The sequence below is a fragment of the Psychrobacter sp. TWR1-1-1 genome (genome assembly GCF_049895865.1).
Taxonomy (GTDB): Bacteria; Pseudomonadota; Gammaproteobacteria; order Pseudomonadales; family Moraxellaceae; genus Psychrobacter; species Psychrobacter immobilis_A.
The window spans coordinates 15,106-34,453 of record NZ_JAFCTE010000006.1 but is presented as its reverse complement, the minus strand read 5'-3'; the positions used below and the strand labels follow the sequence as shown (position 1 = coordinate 34,453).

General features: G+C 43.6%; 17 protein-coding genes. 7 read left to right on the top strand and 10 right to left on the bottom strand.

All coding sequences use genetic code 11. From position 1 onward, the window contains the following. Window positions 1-36 precede the first annotated feature (36 nt). The 3 genes from ACP69U_RS07570 (at window position 37) to ACP69U_RS07560 (ending at window position 3,402) form a co-directional block, all read left to right on the top strand. Window positions 37-864 carry an HAD hydrolase family protein gene (locus ACP69U_RS07570; protein WP_087813704.1) on the top strand — a complete coding sequence of 276 codons (828 nt, stop codon included), beginning with the start codon at window positions 37-39 and terminating at the stop codon, window positions 862-864. Window positions 865-927: 63 nt separating this feature from the next. Next, window positions 928-2,124 carry a cysteine protease StiP family protein gene (locus tag ACP69U_RS07565; RefSeq protein WP_087813703.1) on the top strand — a complete coding sequence of 399 codons (1,197 nt, stop codon included), beginning with the start codon at window positions 928-930 and terminating at the stop codon, window positions 2,122-2,124. Window positions 2,125-2,337: 213 nt separating this feature from the next. Further along, window positions 2,338-3,402, top strand: coding sequence for an HpcH/HpaI aldolase/citrate lyase family protein (locus ACP69U_RS07560; protein ID WP_083475641.1), 1,065 nt, complete (start codon window positions 2,338-2,340; stop codon window positions 3,400-3,402). Between the two features lie 178 nt (window positions 3,403-3,580). Here ACP69U_RS07560 and ACP69U_RS07555 read toward each other — a convergent pair whose 3' ends face one another. Then, a complete protein-coding gene (locus ACP69U_RS07555) occupies window positions 3,581-4,393 on the bottom strand; it encodes an alpha/beta fold hydrolase (protein WP_045451322.1) in 813 nt (270 codons plus the stop codon). Between the two features lie 472 nt (window positions 4,394-4,865). On the opposite strand from ACP69U_RS07555, the gene ACP69U_RS07550 reads away from it, so the two are divergent. Beyond that, complete coding sequence (locus tag ACP69U_RS07550) at window positions 4,866-5,663, top strand: enoyl-CoA hydratase/isomerase family protein (protein ID WP_055123862.1); 798 nt, start codon at window positions 4,866-4,868, stop codon at window positions 5,661-5,663. A gap of 125 nt (window positions 5,664-5,788) precedes the next feature. On the opposite strand, the gene ACP69U_RS07545 is transcribed toward ACP69U_RS07550, so the two are convergent. The 3 genes from ACP69U_RS07545 to acnB all read right to left on the bottom strand — a co-directional run bounded on the left by ACP69U_RS07545 (window position 5,789) and on the right by acnB (window position 9,687). Beyond that, window positions 5,789-6,232: a PACE efflux transporter gene (locus ACP69U_RS07545; RefSeq protein ID WP_173936690.1), complete on the bottom strand. Its 444-nt coding sequence runs from the start codon at window positions 6,230-6,232 to the stop codon at window positions 5,789-5,791. A 206-nt stretch (window positions 6,233-6,438) separates the two neighbouring features. Next, window positions 6,439-6,894 (bottom strand): DUF805 domain-containing protein, encoded by a 456-nt coding sequence (locus ACP69U_RS07540; RefSeq protein WP_296242177.1) that lies wholly within the window; start codon window positions 6,892-6,894, stop codon window positions 6,439-6,441. Window positions 6,895-7,083: 189 nt separating this feature from the next. Then, window positions 7,084-9,687, bottom strand: a complete 2,604-nt coding sequence (acnB, locus tag ACP69U_RS07535) for a bifunctional aconitate hydratase 2/2-methylisocitrate dehydratase (RefSeq protein ID WP_087813918.1) — start codon at window positions 9,685-9,687, stop codon at window positions 7,084-7,086. A gap of 485 nt (window positions 9,688-10,172) precedes the next feature. On the opposite strand from acnB, the gene ACP69U_RS07530 reads away from it, so the two are divergent. Together ACP69U_RS07530 and lipA are read left to right on the top strand one after the other, a co-directional pair. Continuing rightward, on the top strand, window positions 10,173-10,583 hold the full coding sequence (locus ACP69U_RS07530; protein ID WP_314885735.1) for a carboxymuconolactone decarboxylase family protein: 411 nt from the start codon (window positions 10,173-10,175) through the stop codon (window positions 10,581-10,583). Window positions 10,584-10,757: 174 nt separating this feature from the next. Next, the gene (lipA, locus tag ACP69U_RS07525; protein WP_055123860.1) at window positions 10,758-11,801 is read left to right on the top strand and encodes a lipoyl synthase; all 1,044 of its coding nucleotides are present in this window, start codon (window positions 10,758-10,760) and stop codon (window positions 11,799-11,801) included. A gap of 127 nt (window positions 11,802-11,928) precedes the next feature. Here lipA and ACP69U_RS07520 read toward each other — a convergent pair whose 3' ends face one another. The 3 genes from ACP69U_RS07520 to ACP69U_RS07510 are packed head-to-tail and all read right to left on the bottom strand — an operon-like array spanning window position 11,929 to window position 15,551. Beyond that, entirely contained in the window at window positions 11,929-14,019 is a 2,091-nt protein-coding gene (locus ACP69U_RS07520; RefSeq protein WP_314885722.1) for a TRAP transporter permease, read from the bottom strand. Next, a complete protein-coding gene (locus tag ACP69U_RS07515; protein WP_314885724.1) occupies window positions 13,991-14,551 on the bottom strand; it encodes a DUF1850 domain-containing protein in 561 nt (186 codons plus the stop codon). Before ACP69U_RS07515 ends, ACP69U_RS07520 begins: the two co-directional genes overlap by 29 nt. Further along, window positions 14,532-15,551: a TAXI family TRAP transporter solute-binding subunit gene (locus ACP69U_RS07510; protein WP_087813915.1), complete on the bottom strand. Its 1,020-nt coding sequence runs from the start codon at window positions 15,549-15,551 to the stop codon at window positions 14,532-14,534. Before ACP69U_RS07510 ends, ACP69U_RS07515 begins: the two co-directional genes overlap by 20 nt. Before the next feature lie 517 nt (window positions 15,552-16,068). Between ACP69U_RS07510 and mtnP the strand changes: the two genes are divergently transcribed. Next, window positions 16,069-16,968, top strand: coding sequence for an S-methyl-5'-thioadenosine phosphorylase (gene mtnP, locus ACP69U_RS07505; protein ID WP_314885725.1), 900 nt, complete (start codon window positions 16,069-16,071; stop codon window positions 16,966-16,968). A gap of 120 nt (window positions 16,969-17,088) precedes the next feature. Here the strand turns inward: mtnP and ACP69U_RS07500 are convergent, their stop codons facing one another. From ACP69U_RS07500 to ACP69U_RS07490, 3 genes are all read right to left on the bottom strand, one after another. Beyond that, complete coding sequence (locus tag ACP69U_RS07500; protein ID WP_426138239.1) at window positions 17,089-17,493, bottom strand: TIGR04282 family arsenosugar biosynthesis glycosyltransferase; 405 nt, start codon at window positions 17,491-17,493, stop codon at window positions 17,089-17,091. A gap of 248 nt (window positions 17,494-17,741) precedes the next feature. Beyond that, window positions 17,742-18,452, bottom strand: a complete 711-nt coding sequence (locus tag ACP69U_RS07495; RefSeq protein WP_314885736.1) for a TIGR04283 family arsenosugar biosynthesis glycosyltransferase — start codon at window positions 18,450-18,452, stop codon at window positions 17,742-17,744. A 37-nt stretch (window positions 18,453-18,489) separates the two neighbouring features. After that, entirely contained in the window at window positions 18,490-19,338 is an 849-nt protein-coding gene (locus ACP69U_RS07490; protein ID WP_087813912.1) for a DUF547 domain-containing protein, read from the bottom strand. Between the last annotated feature and the right edge of the window lie 10 nt (window positions 19,339-19,348).

Here is a 19,348-nt window from a genome sequence, read left to right as displayed (position 1 = left end):
CTCTGCTTTTCACATTCAACCCTTACGGACACCTTTATGACCAGCCCATTCTTTCAAGCCAATCCTGATATCGTTAAGCCTTACGCGCTAATGGATTTGGACGATACGCTTTTTCAAACTCAGCGTAAAATTGACGCATGGGACTTACCCACCACTGAAGCTGAAAACTTAGTTTGCGCAACCGTTAACAAACAAGGCGAGCCATTAAGTTTTATGAGTCAGCGCCAAGCGGCGTTTTTTAACTGGCTACTTGCTAGCACTGATCTAATCGTAGTGACGGCACGTGACCGTAGTGAAATCCAGCGTGTTAAACTGCCTTTTGATAGCTGGCAAGTTTTGACTCATGGCGCGCTTATTCTTGACAAAGACGGTGCGTTACAAGCCCAGTGGCAACAGCATATGTATAGTAAGCTTGCGCCATTACAAGAAAAATTACAGCAGCTGAGCCAGCTATTCGCGAATCACAGCAAAAATGACAGTAGCCAGCTGGTCTTTACACCGCATATCGATAGCTTTAACAATGGCGCTAATGATAGAGAATTAACCATTTATCTGGCTATCAAACATGCGCAAAAAGACCATCAAGCATTAGTAGATCTCTCTGCAAAACTGCCAACGTTAATACGAGACTTTGAGCAGGATTTTTATGTGCACGTGAATGCGAATAATCTAGCGATATTGCCGCACCCAGTTCATAAGCGCCATGCGGTACAGTTCTTGTTAGATAATCATTTAGACAGTCAACGACCAAGCTTTGGCTTTGGTGACAGTCTGGCTGATTTACCATTTTTACAGCTGCTTGACTGGTATGGTATGCCCAATCATGGTCAGTTACATGAACGACTTAGCGCTCAATCATTCTAAACACTTAATCTCTCCTAAATAAAAACAATAATCGCCGCCGTTTATAGAAGTAGAAATTATTTTATGACCCATCATATAACAAACCCTAATATTCAAAAATTAGAAGCATATGGCTCAGGCAGCTATCTTGCCAGTGATGTGACCGTACTGCTCGATATCGTCGCTAAAAACGCGGTCGCCGATGTGCCAGTCAGTCAAAAAGAAGCGCTCATCCAAAGTGGGCAACGTCATTATTCTGATATGTTGACCTTGGAGCAAGCGCCTACTGCTATGCATGAGCAGCTATATACGCAAGCATTAGAGCAAGGAGCTGAGAGGACTGCCGCTGATATTGCTAATTTGGCTTATACGCTACATCATCTTTTTCAAAAATCTCGAAATGAGCATACCGTTAGTAATGAGCGCCCGCTAGTCTTAGTCAGTTTGGTGCGCGCAGGTTTGCCAGTTGGCGTTTTGTTGCAGCGTGCATTAGCAGACGTTAATAGCAGCTCTGCTTTGCCGAGCGTGCATTATGGTATCAGCATCATTCGCGACCGCGGACTTGATCCAGTTGCGTTACAAATGATATTGAATGCTCATCCAGACAGTCCTATCGTATTTGTTGACGGCTGGACGGGCAAAGGCGCGATTTATCAAGAGCTTGCTAATAGTTTAGAAAAATTTAGCGATCCTAACCATGCAAACTTTGCCAATATCTTTCATCAAGGCGTAGGTGTTATTCCCTTATTAACGCTGGCTGATCCAGCTGGTGTTGCTTGGCTCACAGCTAGCATCGATGACTGGCTAATTCCTTCTGGGCTATTAAATAGTACGGTATCAGGACTGATTTCGCGAAGCTTATATACCGAGCCAGCATTGGGGCTACACCGCAGCGTGTTTTATGATAACTTAATTGAGGTCGACCATAGCTTAGCTTTCATCGCTCATATCGATGCAGCGCGCCGTGCATTAGCCCCATCTTTGCAATGCTTGCCGACGTTTCAGCAGCCGCGCTATCAGACAGCTGCTTTAATCGACAAGCTGGCAGCAGACTACGCTATCACCAATCGTAACCGCATTAAGCCAACGATTGCAGAGGCAACACGGGCGATATTGCGCCGTGACCCTGAACGCATACTGTTAGCCAGCGCTGATCATCCTGATACCATACTGCTAAGACATTTATGTGCCCAGCGAAATATCATTGTTAGTGTATTAGGTGATAAAATATATCCCTATCAAGCCATCACGCTTATCAAGCAACGTAGCGAAGACCATTAATCATTGCTACACTCGCGGTTTTTATAAACCAGACCCATCTCAAAATCAAAGCAGCGAAAGAAAAAGGTAAAACTACTCCTTCTTGTCGGCTAAACGAATTTGACATTACCAAACGTATTTTTGGGTTTGCGGTCATTGCTGCTGAGCCATGCCACTTGATGATACTTCTTAGGTTTTATACCCATTCACTTATCACTATTGATGATGCCAATTATGTCAGATATGCAAAACAACGAGTCTACTCTTTATCAAAATACCCAGTCTTACGCTCACCTTATTACTGAGCGTCATGCGATGCTCAAACCACATGCGCATCACCCGTATCAGTTGGGGGCTAGCCTATACATGCCAGCAACTCGCCAAGATATTTGGCAAGTCATTAAGCGCGATAAATTACCAACGATTAATAGTATTATCATCTGCCTAGAAGATGCGGTCAGCCATAATGATGTTGAGCTGGCACTTGAGCGCTTGCAAACGTTGCTGCATACATGGGCGACACATGTCGATAGCATCAATGACCCATCAAAACATGCTGACATTCAGATTGAGCAACCAACACGCCCGCTGGTATTTATACGTCCGCGTCATCCAGCGATGTTAGAGCAGCTATCAGGTTTTGCCCATATCGATTTGATTGATGGCTTTGTCATGCCAAAAGTCGATATGTATAGTCTGTCTAATTGGCGTATGGCCTGTCAAAATCTGAGTACTGAGCAACTATTGATGCCGACGCTTGAAACCGCAGCGCTATTTAATCCGCATCATAATCAGGAATTGGCCATTGGTTTTAAAGAAGCCTTTAGCCAGCCAGTTTTTGCCTTGCGTATCGGTGGCAATGATTTATTTGCAGCATTGCGTTTGCGCCGTCCCAAAAACAGCATCGTTTATGATACTCCTATCGGCACCCTTGCCTATCAGCTGCTCGGCTGCTTTGTGCCGCATGGCTTTTATTTGACAGCGCCTGTCTTTGAATATTTGGATCAGCCAACGCTATTTATGCAAGAGCTAACCCGCGATGTTAGCTTAGGATTGGTCGGCAAAACGGTCATTCATCCAAGCCAAATTGCGCTGGTGCAACAAGCCTATTGTGTACCATTGAGCATTTTAGATGAGGCGCAAGCAATCTTGCATAGCGAGGCAAAAGCGGTGTTTAAATATAATAATACTATGCTAGAGCCTGCTACCCATCGCGCGTGGGCAACAGAAATCGTCAATCGTGCCGAGGCATGTGGCACCCTTGATGACGGTAATAATGACTATACGGCGCGGTTATAAATAGAAATTTTAATATTACCGCTCTTTAATTAATGTTTTAAATGCACTCTCTTACATGCGCTCAATAAAAAAGCCGTTATCACATTCAAGATAGCGGCTTTTTTAGCACAAAGGTTCCATCACTCTATTACTATTAAAACGATGCCTTATTTAAGGCTATTTCAAGACCAACTCAAAATTAGACGCAGTCCGCTAAAAAGGTGTTAATCACTCGATTGACCTGCTCAGGCTCTTCTACGGTGGCGGTATGACCAGCGCCCTTGATCACTGCCAATTTAGACCCTGCAATCGCGAAATGCATACGTTCAGCCTTTGAATAAGGGGTTGCTGTGTCCTCATCACCGACCACAATTAATGTCGGCACCGTAATACTCCCTAGCTGATCGTAGGTGCCTGACCGCTCAATGACGCCCATCGTTGCCTTAATGACTCCACCTTTGCGATTGCCTTGTAGCATCGTTAACCACTGCTTACGATCAGACTTACGTAACTTATCTGTCAAAAAAGTATTGCCAAACATAATAGGCATGACCTTGTTACTCACGCGTTTGAGACCCAGCCAACGAATGGCTTTGACCAGCTTACGATACTGCGGCACGTTTTTGGGATCTTCAGGATCAGCAGAAGTCTCTAACAGGGTAAGCGACAGCAATAGCTCAGGGCGTTTGAGTGCGACACGCTGGGCGACAAATCCGCCCATCGACAACCCTAACAAATGGCACTTATGAATATCTAGTGCCTCTAATAATGCCAATGTATCCTCGGTTAAGGTTTCCATATCATAGCCAGACTTGGTTATTTCAGACTGCCCTTGTCCCCGAAAATCAAACGTAATACAGCGATAACCGGCTTTAAAATACTCAACTTGCTTGTCAAATAGGTGTGTATTCCACAGCAGGCCATGGGCAAATACCATGACGGGTTTTTGCTTATCGTTTGGCGCGCTGTCTTCGTAATAAAGTTCAACATTATTGACATGAATAATTGGCATAACCACTTCCTTGTTGGTTTAATAAATAAAAAATCAGTCTTTTAAAACCTGCATTCTAGGGCGTGTCTTCATTTTAAAAATGGTGAAAAAAATGAGATAAATTGCCGCCAAACAAGGAAAATAGCACAAATAATATCGAGATATTCATCAGCTATTTGACACAGTTTGGCAAAATTTAGCCATTTTCAGCCCATTTAGAGAATGCTCGATTGAATTGAGGACATGCCTTAGCATAATTCAACCTTTCTACAGATAGTAGCCTTATTTTTGAATGGTAGGTTTAATAACTTTAGCAATATGATAGCAGAAAAAAACGCCATACCTGAATCATGTCTTAAGCGCGCACAGATCCTGCTTTTATAATAAGCTCAAACTGCTATAGTATTTGGCATTGCACTATTTGTCACATTTACTGCCAATAGCTAGTGTTACCAAAAACGTTTTATAGAAAACTCAATTAAGGATATCAACCATGTCACACCCTCTCGTCGAATATCAAGTAGAAAACCATATCGCAACCATCACGATGAACGATCCCAAAACACTGAATGCCTTTAGCACAGTGCTCAAAGATGCCATGATGAATGCATTGACGAACGCAGATGAAGATAAAGACGTCAGAGTCATCATCCTGCAAGGCGCAGGCAATAACTTTTCAAGTGGCGGGCATATCGGTGAGATGTTAGAAAACGGCATGGAAAGCGAGGCACTGTCGAATAAGCTAAACTTTATGGTTGGCGAAGTCGCTGAGATTAGCTTAAAGTTGCGTAATATTCATAAGCCTATTATCGCCAAATTAGAAGGCGCAGTGGCAGGTGCTGGCATGAACTTGGCACTGACTTGTGATTTTCGCATAGCCGCTGATAATGCCAAATTCGTGCAAGCCTTTGTCAATATCGGTCTAATACCAGATGCTGGCGGCATTTATTTACTGAATCAATTGATCGGTGTGGCAAAAACCACTGAGATGGTCATGCTTGGAGATAAACTCAAAGCGGAAGATATGGCACGCTTAAACTTGGTTAATGATGTGGTCAGTAGCGACGAGCTGGATGCTAGCGTATTGGCATTGGCAACGCGCCTGAGCAATCTGCCCGGAAAAGCATTGGCATCAATGAAGCATATGATTAATACGCACGCTTATATGGGTCTCAATGAAGCGCTCGATATGGAAGTGGATCAACAGACCATGCTTGCTAAAACGGATGATTTTAAAGAAGGTATTACCGCCTTTATGGAAAAACGTAAGCCGGTTTATCAAGGTAAATAATAACCTGATCACACTCTGTTTTGCGCTATCATCAAAAAGGCTGCCTAATGGCAGCCTTTTTTTTAGGTCATACGATATCAAGAAAATTCCGTATTAAACATATCTTTAACTGACACTTTTAACTCTTAAGAATCAGAGGCTGTCTTATAGTGATGCGGTAAGGTAAACATCTTGTCAAAACCCAAGGTAAAGATAAAGGTATAAACCAAAAAAAATAGCAGTAACGCTGCTTCCATCATAAAGGCTTTGATTAAACCAACATCATACCAAATCATATAAAGTGGTAAGCAAATCAATACCAATCCGCCTTCAAATCCTAAAGCATGCGCACTGCGAATGAGTAAGGTACGCTTTGCCACCTGCTTGCGACGTTCCCACGCTTCAAAAGCTGTATTGTATAAGAAGTTCCAAATCACCGCTGCCAATGACACCATCACAGCAACTGGTAAGGATTCTGCCGCGTCGCTACCGCTCAGCTTCATCAATACAAAAGTAGAAGAAATGATAGCGATAAGCTCGAAAATAGTCACATAGACGATACGACGTTTGAGTGGGGATAAAGTAATCAACCAAAACTCCAAAGCACTTAAGCGTAAATAAAAAAGTGCCTATCAAAGTATCGGTCCGTCCCGAGATAGAAAAGATAGATTCATTACAGAGCCACGGTTTCCGCCTGCCCTTATATTATACAGAAGATAGGTTAAAAAATCAGTTATCACATTTGTAAACAGGTATAAGCAATTCTATTAACGATTGGCACCTGTTTTCAAACGGATTATTTTGCTGGCGGGCCCCATTGATTGATTTCAGGCTTGGTATCACTTGCTAAAAATACCAGTAGTATAATGGAGCCTATCAGTGGGACAACGCCTATCAAAAACCACCATCCTGAGCGGCTCGTGTCATGTAAGCGGCGGATAGTCACGGCAAGCCCAGGCAGAAATAAACCCAGCGCTGCGACTATATAAAATAAACCTGTCTCTGAGCTGAATATGATGGCATCTAGTATCATAGCAATGATGACCACTCCCATCTGTACTAGAAAAAAATACCAATACTCTTTGCGCCTTGCGCGACCGGAGAAATTGGTATAATTTCTCAAGCCTTTTTTGAACCAGTCGATGATGCCATAGTTTGCTTCAGCGCTATGATTATTATTCATTACAGAGTTATTCAAAGGTGGCGGCGTCGCTTTATCAAGCATACTTCTACTTTCTATCGGATTTGTCATTTTTAGTCTCTAAAGGTGAAAGTCGCTGATTAAGAATTAATGAGCAGCTTACATTATAATTACTCAATAAAAGTTTGCAAAGACTTATTGATATTTTTGAACTTGTAACATAACAAAAAACCCCGCATCATGACGATACAGGGTTTTTCTTTAAAACTTAAAAACGTTTAACTTAAATTTGAACCAAGATTAGGTCAATTGAGCAACGTTAATTTTGTCGGCTTCTTCAGTATAAGAATCCATACGATCGAAGTTCATGTACTGATACACTTCCTCGCCCATGCTATCAAGCATACCAGCGTACTGCTGATATTCTTCGTTGGTTGGCAATTTACCAAGTACCGCTGCGACCGCTGCAAGCTCTGCAGAAGCTAGATATACGTTAGCGCCTTGACCTAGACGGTTCGGAAAGTTACGAGTTGAGGTTGATACCGCAGTAGATTTCGGTGCGATACGTGCTTGGTTACCCATACATAGTGAACAACCTGGCATCTCAGTACGAGCGCCGGCTTGAGCGTAGATGTTGTAGTAACCTTCTTCCATCAACTGACGCGCATCCATCTTAGTCGGCGGCGCAATCCATAGACGAGTTTTCAAACTACCTGCTGGTACGTCTTGTAGCAGTTTACCCGCAGCGCGGAAATGACCGATGTTAGTCATACATGAACCAATGAACACTTCATCAATGGTATCGCCGGCGACATCAGCCAACGTTTTTGCATCGTCTGGATCGTTCGGGCAGCAAAGGATAGGCTCTTTGATGGTGCTCATATCGATCGTCATATCGATGGCGTATTCAGCATCAGCATCAGCGCGCAATAGGCTTGGGTTCGCTAGCCATTCTTGCATCTGCTCGATACGACGGCTGATAGTACGCGCATCGCCATAGCCTTCTGAGATCATCCATTTTAGAAGGGTAATGTTTGAGTTTAAGTACTCAGTCACTGACGCTTCAGACAAAGTGATGGTACAACCAGCAGCACTACGCTCAGCTGAGGCATCAGATAGCTCAAATGCTTGCTCAGCGGTCAAGTCTTCTAGACCTTCGATCTCTAAGATACGACCGTTAAACTCGTTGATTTTGCCTTTCTTATCAACGGTCAATAGACCTTCTTTGATCGCCTGATAAGGAATCGCATGTACTAGGTCACGTAGCGTGATACCAGCCTGACGTTCGCCAACGAAGCGTACACGGACAGATTCAGGCATATCAAGTGGCATCACACCAGTTGCTGCTGCGAATGCTACTAGACCAGAACCTGCTGGGAATGAGATACCCATTGGGAAACGAGTATGCGAGTCACCACCAGTACCAACGGTATCTGGAAGTAGCATACGGTTCAACCAGCTATGAATGATACCATCGCCTGGACGTAAGCTTACGCCGCCACGGTTCATGATAAAGTCAGGTAGTGTGTGCTGAGTTTCAACGTCAACTGGCTTTGGATAAGCGGCAGTGTGACAGAATGACTGCATTACTAAGTCTGCTTGGAAACCTAGGCAAGCCAAATCTTTTAGCTCATCACGAGTCATCGGACCAGTCGTATCCTGCGATCCTACAGTCGTCATTTTAGGCTCACAGTACATGCCCGGACGTACGCCTTCTAGACCACAAGCTTTACCAACCATTTTCTGTGCAAGGGTAAAGCCTTTACCCGTATCAACTGGCTCTTCTGGCTTAGCAAAGATATCTGAATGTCCAAGACCCATGTAAGCGCGAGCACGATTGGTCAAACCACGACCAACGATCAGTGGGATACGACCACCAGCACGAACTTCGTCTAGCAACGTTGGTGAGTTTAGCTTGAACGTAGACAATACTTCATCAGAATCATGCTTAGTGATTTTGCCTTCATACGGATAGATGTCAAACACATCACCCATGTTTAGGTTATCAACCGCTACTTTTTCGATTGGTAATGCGCCAGAATCTTCCATAGTATTAAAGAAGATAGGAGCGATATTGTTACCTAATACGAGACCGCCGCCACGTTTGTTTGGCACGTTAGGGATATCATCGCCCATGAGCCACAATACAGAGTTGGTCGCAGATTTACGGCTAGAGCCTGTACCTACCACGTCACCAACATAAGCTAATGGATGGCCTTTTTCTTTTAGCGCTTCGATTTGCTTCATTGGACCAACAACGCCCTCTTCGTCAGCAGTAATGCCGTCGCGAGAGTTTTTGTGCATGGCTAATGAATGCAATGGGATATCAGGACGGCTCCACGCATCTTGCGCAGGCGACAAGTCATCGGTGTTGGTTTCGCCAGTCACTTTAAACGTCGTGTAAGTCGTCTTTTCTGGTACAGCAGCACGGTTCAAGAACCATTCAGCATCAGCCCAAGATTGAACCACTTCTTTAGCGATAGTATTGCCCGCTTCTGCTTTTTCAGTCACGTCATTGAACGCGTCAAACACCAGCAATGTCTTTTTCAATGCTTCAGCAGCGTCTTGTGCAACATCGGCGTCATCCAGTGCAGCAACCAATGGCTGAACGTTATAGCCACCTTGCATTGTGCCTAGTATTTGAACGGCTTTTTGCTTGCTGATAAGTGGTGAAGAGGTTTCACCCTTAAGGATCGCTGCTAAAAATGCCGCTTTAACATAAGCCGCTTGGTCAACGCCAGCAGGAATACGGTTTTCTAGCAGATTCATTAAGAATGCGTCTTCGCCTGCTGGTGGGTTCTTTAGTAATTCAACCAACTCTGCTACTTGTTTTTCATTCAATGGTAGCGGAACCGTTCCTAGCTCAGCACGTTCTTCGACATGTTTACGATAAGCTTCTAACACAATAGTCGTCCTCGTCAGTTGGGAGTATTAGTACATTACGTGGGTAGTCAGCATGACCGCCTGCGTCTATATACTAGATGGAATAATTATTGGTGCAATCATAGCTTAAAACGCCCTAAATGTTAATGGCTCAGCCTTTAAAAGGCTCATAAAGCGGTTATAAAGGGCTCATATTGAACATTTATTATATAAATAGTACCATCAACAATATGATTGAGCAGCCTTACACAATCGATATACAGCTTGTCATTTTAATCAAGCACCGCTCGATTTATGATTAAATAAATACGCTGTGACTGCTAGACGCTTTGTAGGATATTATTTGATAAAATATCATCTTGATACGATAGCTTAGAGAAAATATCACTTAGAAAAATAACGCTTGAAAAAACAGCTTTTATTAACCATATATTAAATGAATAAACATTAAGGATGATGATATGGATAGTAGTGCAATGGAAAACAAAAGTAGAGAAAACAGCGACATGGAAAACAGCGATATAAAGAGTAACGCTAATTATCAAAACGGTCTAAAAGTTCGCACCGAAGTAATGGGTAAGGCACATGTCAAACGCTCGCTTGACAGCACGACTGGATTTACCCAACCATTACAAGACTGGATTATCGAACACGCTTGGGGCAGCACATGGCAAGATGACTCAGTATTGCCACGCAAATACCGCTCATTAATCACCATTGCTTTTTTAATTGCACAAAAAAGCCCCACTGAGCTAAAAGGGCACATTCGAGGTGCCATCAATAATGGCGTAAGTGTCGCTGAGATTCGAGAAGTATTAATGCACAGCTTGCCTTATTGCGGGGCACCTGCCACCCAAGAAGCGTTTCGTGCTGCCATAGAAACCCTGAATGAGTTGAATATTGATATAGATATTTAAAACTATGGTTGCGAGACAAACCATAGTAGCCTTAATGATCCACCTCAAAATGATCAGTTAAACATTATTCATTGAAAATTAGCCCCTAAGTTTCTGCTATAATGTCCTCACTCACAACACATTCTAATAATTCCATAAACCCTTATACTATAAAGGGTTAAGAGATACTTTATTATGACAACTGCCGTACAAACACATGTGCCTGCTGCCAAGGTCAAACCTAAAAAAGCCATTCAAGGCGAAAAACTACGTGGCTATGATAAAGTTGCCCGTATCCCAATTAAAGTGATTCCGACCATCGAGGCCAAGAAAAAGCCAGATTGGATTCGGGTTAAAATGTCCTCGCCTGCTGAAGTGGCTCGTATCAAAGCCACCTTGCGTGAGCAAAAGCTCTATACCGTCTGTGAGGAAGCGGCCTGCCCTAACCTACCGCAGTGCTTCGCTGATGGCACCGCGACCTTTATGATTATGGGTGATATCTGTACCCGTCGCTGTCCGTTCTGTGACGTCGGTCATGGTCGTCCTAATGAGCTAGATGCAGATGAGCCGCGTCACACTGCCGAGACTATTTTAGGTTTGCAGCTTAAGTATGCGGTAATCACCTCTGTGGATCGTGACGATCTAAAAGATGGCGGCGCGATGCATTTCGTTGAAGTGCTCAATGAATCTCGCGCACTTAGCCCGAATTGCCTCATTGAAATATTGGTGCCTGATTTCCGTGGTCGTATGGATATCGCGCTAGACTTGTTAACTGAAACACCGCCAGATGTCTTTAACCATAACATCGAAACCGTGCCTCGTTTATATAAAGCCTTCCGCCCAGGTTCTGACTATCAGCATTCGTTAGATTTGCTCAAACTCTATAAAGAGCGTCGCCCTGATATCGCGACCAAGTGCGGTTTTATGGTTGGCCTTGGTGAAACTGAAGAAGAAATTTATGCATTGCTTGATGACCTAAAAGCACATAACGTGGATATGATTACGGTTGGTCAGTATCTGCAACCCAGTAAAAACCACGCGCCTGTCGATCGTTACGTCCATCCAGACGAGTTCCAGCGTTATATGGATTATGGTAAAAAAATTGGCTTCTTTAACATTTGGGCAGGCCCAATGGTACGCTCAAGCTACTTTGCCGATCGTCAATATTACGGTGAAGACTGCCCTGCACCGATTCGTAGCAAAAAAGCATTGGCAGCAGAAGGCAAACTTGGCTGCTAAGTGTCGGGGTTTAATGAGCTAATACTTAAAAATTAGGTTGAGCATGTAAAAAGGGTGAATAACAGTTTATGTTATTCACCCTTTTTTATGAATCTAATGAATTATTAAAACCTACAACCGCAACGTCTTAAATGGTTAAAGTGGGCGTTGGCTCGCCACTGTTTCTAGTATTAAGGATGGCGATAGCAATAACGATCACGCCACCCACTAGACCAGTCGTTATTCCAGGATAGATTAACAGCAAAGCTCCGATTGCCAAAATAACGCGTGTTACTGGGCTCATATCGCTTTTAAAATAACCCTCTAATGCTGCACTAAGTGCGAGAACACCTGTAATTGACGTCAATACTACCGTGATAATATCGATAATAGGTGGTAGCGGGAAGTCCTTAGCAGTTACCGCAAGCCCAGTAGGATCAATCATTAGCATCGCTGGACTATAGATAAACATAAACGGCACGATGAATCCGGCGAGTGCCAGTTTGAGCGATAAAAATCCTGTCTTCATCGGATCGCCACCAGATATACCCGCACCAGCAAAGGCGGCTAGACACACAGGCGGTGTAATATTGGCAAAAATACCAAAATAGAAAACAAACATATGCGCCGACAAAATTGGAATATCAAAACCGGCTAATGCTGGTGCTGCCATCGTTGCCGTAATAATATAGGCAGGAATAGACGGTAGTCCCATGCCCAATACCATCGAGGCAAGCATGGTCAAAATGAGCGTGAAAAATAACGACCCTGCACCAAGTGTGACAATTGATGAGGTCATCACCGTTCCAAAGCTGGTTAGACTCACGACTCCGATGATAATACCGACGACTGCACAGGCAGCCATTACCGCGAGCGACTGGCGTGCGCCATCTTCTAATGCCCCCAAAATATCAGAGAAACCCATTCTAGTTTCTTTACGCAGCATACTAACTACGACGGTAAAACCAATGGTATAAGCCGCTGCATATCCGACGGGCACGTTTCTGATTAATAAGAAAATCAAAAATACGATCGGTAGCAGCATATGACCGCGGGCTTTTAACACTTCTTTGACAGCTGGTAAGCTTTCTTTAGCGATACCTTTTAGATCACGACGACCAGCGCGAAAATGCACCTGCGCAATGACGCCCAGATAATACAATATCGCTGGCAATAAGGCCGCCAACGCAATTGTGCTATACGGCAAGCCTGTTGTCTCCGCCATGATAAAGGCACTCGCGCCCATAATTGGCGGTAATATTTGCCCGCCAACAGAGGCACTCGCTTCAACGGCACCGGCAAAATCTTTGTGGTAACCGACTTTTTTCATTAGCGGAATCGTAAATGCACCCGTACTGACCACGTTTGATAACGCGGAGCCATTGATACTGCCCATAAAGCCACTAGAGATGACCGCTACTTTTGCAGGGCCGCCTTTTTTGTGACCCGCGATAGCCAGTGCCAAATCATTGAACAGCTGCCCCATTCCCGAGCGTGCTAAGAACGCGCCAAAGAGAATAAATAGGAAAATGAACGTGACCGATGCGCCAATCGCAACAGAGTATAAGCCTTCGGTTTTTAGGAATAATTGACCAAAGATATCGCCCATGTCATAAGGACGCGTCAGTAATCTATCGGGCATAAATTCCAAGTGACTAACAAACGGATATGCCAAGAATATCCCTGCCAATATCGGCAAAATCCAACCCGTGATACGGCGGCTGCCCTCTAACACGCAGACAACCGTAATCAATGAAAATATCACATCGACTTGATTGGCCATACCGCCACGTGAGGTCACAATATCTTGATATTCATAGATCAGATAGCCCATGCCCGATAACGACAGCGCAAACCAAATCCAGTCATACCATGCCACGCGCTGACGGCTGCTTTTTTTACTTGCGGGGAAAATCAAAAAAATCAGCGCAAAACCAATGCCCACGTGTACAGAGCGCTGTAGCAGCGCTGGCATGGGATTAAAGGTGATATATAAATGAAACAGTGAATATAAAATGCAAAGTCCAGCGATAAAATACTTCACTGGTCCTTGCGTGATGTGCCTTGTGATGGATTCTCTATCATACTTCTCTAATATGGCTTTATTGTGGGCTTGCGCCTCAAGTTCAGCGTCGACCTGAGTATCAGCATCCGTGTTGGAATGTATAGGCAAGTCGTTATTGATATGGTTATCTGACATCGTTGTCACATTATTGTGATCCATCACTTGGGAGTTCATGACACAAATCCTTGTTAAATCTATCAATGAAACCATACGTTTTCGGCATGATCGTTACTTCAGAATAGTCTGGCACCCAGCGATGAATGAGCATCTGGTAGTTACCATAGTCAATCTCACCTTTGGTAAGCCGTGAGACCACCCAATTGAGATTAGGCAATTTCTCATTGATTTGATAACCCAGATAGCCAGGTTTTTGTATGGGAGCAAGCGCTTCAGTTGAGGGTGTACCCGCCCCAAAAGCTTCAAAATAAGTGGTGGTCAGCAGCAATTCAGCGTCTTCTGTACTGCTGCCGTCTATACGTTGGTATTGCTCTTCCCACCATTGTTTTTCTACAGAGTGTATCCAGCGCAGTTGAAAATTTGGCTCGACAAAGTAGCACACTTTATCGTTAGCACCGTCAACGCCTGCAACACGCACTTCCACCACAGGCTGACGAACAAAGAGATGCCATAGCGTAAAAAAAACCAGCGCGGCAATGCCTGCCACGCCAATTAATAACCCTAATCGCTTATTTAGCTGCTTGCTCATCATAGTACTTTTTAGCGCCAGGATGGATAGGTGCGACCATACCTTCACGAGCGGTTGCTAAGCCAATATCATTGGCCGCTTGGTGCGCTGTTTTTAGACCGTCTAAATTGTCAAATAACGCTTTGGTCAGCTTGTAACCATCTGCTTCAGACAGCTCAGAGCTAACCAATAGAGCATTCATGATTGCTGCGGTTGGAATCGCGGCGTCATTGCCATAAGTGCCAGCAGGAATCTCAAAGGTCTTAAAGTAAGGCTTAGTCGCAATGATTTCTTTTAGCTTGTCTTGATTGATGGTGATTAACTGTAAGTCTAGACCCTGCTCTAGCTCCATCAATGAAGAGTTTGGCAGGCCACTACTAAAGAAAGCCGCTTCAATTTTACCCGCTTTCATACCGTCCGCTGCTTCCGCAAAGCCTAAATAATCAACGGTAACATCATCATACGTGATACCAAACCCTTCTAATAGCGTCCGAGCATTTACTTCTGTGCCAGAGCCTTGATCGCCCACAGCGATGCGCTTACCACGTAAGTCTTCAATATTTTTGATGCCAGATTTTTTGGTGGTGACAATTTGCACCACATTAGGGTACAAAACCGCAATTTGTTGGATGTTGGTTATCGGCTTATCAAAGTTGTTTTTGCCTTCGATCGCGTCGGTGACGACATCACTAAGCGCCAACACCATATCGACCTTGCCTTGGGTCAATAGATTGACGTTTTCGACTGATGCGCCAGTGGTTTGCGTTTTTGAGTTGACCCCAAAGGTTTTGACATAGACTTCTGATAAGGAAGTGCCGATGATGTTATAAGGGCCAGATGCTCCGCCAGTAGCGATGGTAAGAAACTTGGTGTCAAGCTTGTCGGCGGCAGTGTCAGTAGCAGCGCTATCTGTTGCCGTACTGTCAGTACTTTCTGAACTTGGTGATGAGCATGCCGTCAGACCTAAAGTAGCGCTTAACATTGCTGATAAAAGTAACGGGGATTTTAGAGAGTTGAGCATTGAATTCATCCTTGAAATAATCGAGTTAATACACTTAACGACATCAATATGTCAATAGTGATGCGTTACAGACCTGTAATAATATAGCAATTCTTGCTATAAATAAACTGCCATCCAGATTCCCTCTACACTCACACTTTGTATGCGAAGCTATTTAAGTAAAGGAGCAGCAGTTCTTGTAATGAATCAATAGCCAAATAAAGTTTTGCTATGCGGAACAATGTTTCATAATACAATTCATTTAACCAAAGTCTGTGTCTATTGTAAACCTTTATAATCATCTAAATACAAACAAGACTATTTGTTATTTGACCAAAAAATACTGACACAAAATGACTAAACGGTCGTTCTTAATGCATTTTTATCATACTGTAGGCTTAATTATATTTAATATATAAACCCTAAGTGGTTGTCTTGTAAGGCAGCTGACTTAAAGTAGATCCCGTCTAAATTTATAAATTCGTCACCACATATCTTGGCAACGTTATCTGTTACTCTAAAAATAGGGAAAACCTTTATGACAATATCTAGTGTAGAAAAGTCAGCGGCAGTATCGGTATCCGCTGATATCGCCATCATTGGCGGTAGCGGTCTTTATCAGATGCAAGATTTAACCAATAAACGTAGTGTCAGCATATCGACGCCTTACGGCAAACCCTCTGATGATATTGTCTTAGGTGAATTAAATGGCGTGACGGTCGCCTTTCTAACTCGTCATGGTCAAGGTCACAAACTCACCCCTTCCAAAGTGCCTTATCGAGCTAATATTTATGCGCTAAAAACTTTGGGCGTACGCTACGTCATTTCGGTATCGGCAGTGGGGTCGCTAAGAGAAGCGCTTAAGCCTTTAGATATGGTCATTCCCGATCAAATGATCGACATGACTAAGCATCGAAACAGCAGTTTCTTTGGGGAAGGTGCAGTGGCACACGTCGCGATGGCTGATCCTTTATGTCCTAAAGTCGCGGATATTCTAACGCGTGCTTATACTCAGGCGCAGATAGCCGAAGGTCAATGTCATGCAAAAGCCACGTATGTCTGTATCGAAGGGCCGCAGTTTTCCACTCGTGCAGAGTCACACTGGTATCGGCAGATGCAAGCGGACATCATCGGTATGACCAATATGCCAGAGGCTAAGCTTGCTCGTGAAGCAAGTATGGCTTACGCAACGCTAGCATTGGTCACAGACTTTGATAGTTGGCATCCTACCGCAGAGGATGTCAGCGCCGATTATGCCATAAGAAATCTAATGAAAAATGCGGGTAATGCGCAGCAGGTCATCAAAGAAGCGGTTGCTTTGTTAGCTGCTGAACAACCTAAATCAATTGCCCATACAGCTTTAGCTCAAGCGTTAGTCACGCCAGTAGAGGCGATGAGTGAAGAGACTAAAACCAGACTTTCAGCATTATTGCCTTAGCCATACCAGTTTATGATTACCAAAAAGCCATCGAACTATAATCAACCTAATAGGGTCAACAAAATAGCTCGATGACTTTTTCATACCTAAAAACCCTAAATGATAAGGCGTTCTCAATTCTCAATAACCATCAAGCCAGCCTGCAGGTAAATACGGTAAATCTTTAGGCTCATCGATATCAGGCAAAGGCGCTAACAACACTACAGACCAGCTCAATTCTGCCAAGCGCTGTTGAGTAACCTTTGCTACGCTCGCCGTACTCCATTCGATATTACTAAATAAACCAGCAGCAACTTGCTTAAAACCAAAAAGCACATAACCACCATCAAAAGCGGGAATCATGACGCTATCTTGTGTTTCTAACTGCTGGGCAGCCTGTCGCATACAAATGGTTGTAAGACTCGGACAGTCCGTACCTATCAAGATAACGTGCTCGAAACATGTTAATGCTTGCTGACTGGCGGTTAACATACGCAAACCCAAATCACCATCTGCTTGTGCTGACCATTGCAGCGAGTCAGGCAAACCAAGCGCTTGCCAGCATGGATCTGTTGGCGCAGGACTGACGCATAACTCAACCGTGAAGCCAGTGGGCTTGTTCTATACTATGCAATAGTAGTTTATGCGCCATTTGCGCCGCACCTTCAATACCAAGAGCCGGCTGCAAGCGCGTTTTTGCCATACCCTGTGCGGGGAATTTGGCGAAAAGGATAATACAAGTTTGTTGGTTTTGATTCATGGTAAGAGCTTATTCTTTGTAAGAGCTTATTCTTTTATTTATAATAACGCGCTTTGATATTATCAGTTGATACGCCGCGCCAGTAATCAAAACGTAGATGCCACATCAAAATAATCGTCCGCCAAGTGCCATGCTGTTGCCAGCGTCTTGCTGATGTGATGACTTTACTTTTTAAACAAGCAGGTTTAGCAATACCTTTTAACTGTTTACAAAGCTCGACATCTTCCATCAACGCTTGGTTAGGATAGCCACCGATTTGCTTAAATAAAGACTGGCTAATAAAAATAGCTTGGTCGCCTGTCGCGATTCCGCTCAACCGTGAGCGCCAATTAATCATTTGACTGACCAATCGCAGTGTCGGTTGACGACTGGCTATTTGCACATCAAAACGTCCCCACTCTGCCCGTTTCATCGCTTTAGAAACGCTATCGATAGCGTGCAGTGGCAATTGCGTATCGGCATGCAAAAAAAGTAATACCTCACCAGTTGCTAACGCTGCACCTGTATTCATTTGCAGCGCGCGTCCTGCTTTAGACTCAGTCATTTGCCAATCAATTTTACGATCATTATCAGGCATTAACTCATTAATAAAACTTCGGATCATGGCAATAGAATCATCGTTTGAGCCACCATCAACCAATATTACTTGCTGCGGTTTTGGATTTAACCTATTGATATTATCAAACAATAAAGGCAAATTATCTGCTTCATTGAGTACTGGAATAATTATCGAAACCTTAGCCATCACAATTAGCAGCGCTCGCTTTTATTTTTTATTACCATTATTTCTTATTAAGGTTCCAATTATAATTGGTATAGCCAATCTTCGTTTTACCCGCTTTTAGATCAGTGGTTTGCGACTTATTAAGCCCTAAAGACGAGCTGTAACGAGCCAAAAACCCTTCTATATTATTCGTACCGCGCCAGTTGGTTTCAAAGTCTTCTTTATACCATTTAAAAATTGGCGATATCTCTAACGTATTACCTTTGAGACGGTTGCGACTGCTATCCGCAAGGAATTTACTCGTCACTTGCTCTAATTGTTTATCTAATTTACTCCCTGTAAAAGCATCATTTAATAGCGCAGGACAGCCGATGCTCGCACAGTTCACCGCAAAGTGAATACGCGGTTCGTTGTAGCGTTTGGAGCCACGGATTAGATTGTGCTCGATATCATCAAGCGAGCGCTTCTTGCCTAATAGCGTGATAAAATCTTGTTTCCATGGCGAACCAAATATTCCACCAATATCTTTAATCGACTTGATGTTAGGATATTTAGTCAAGACTAGCTCTACAGTGCCAGCGTTATAGACGTTGATCAAAAATGCCAATTGCTCATCTTTACTCCAAGCGTTAAATTCCGACTGGCTGATTTTACCAGTCGCCGCCATGTAGCTATCAAGCTTGCTCTTATCGGCTTTCATACCGTTATAATTAACGACTGAGGCTTTGCCACCATTGGTCATAGTAACGTTTTTATTCAGTAAACTATCCCAAGTGCTGTGATTAAAATCCGCATAACTTGCCATACTGGCTAACAGGATAGAAGTGGTCACTGCCGTTTTGATTAATAAACCACTACTTAAAAAAAGGCTTTTACTATTAAGTCTTGTACTATTAAATACTGACATGATTGACTCC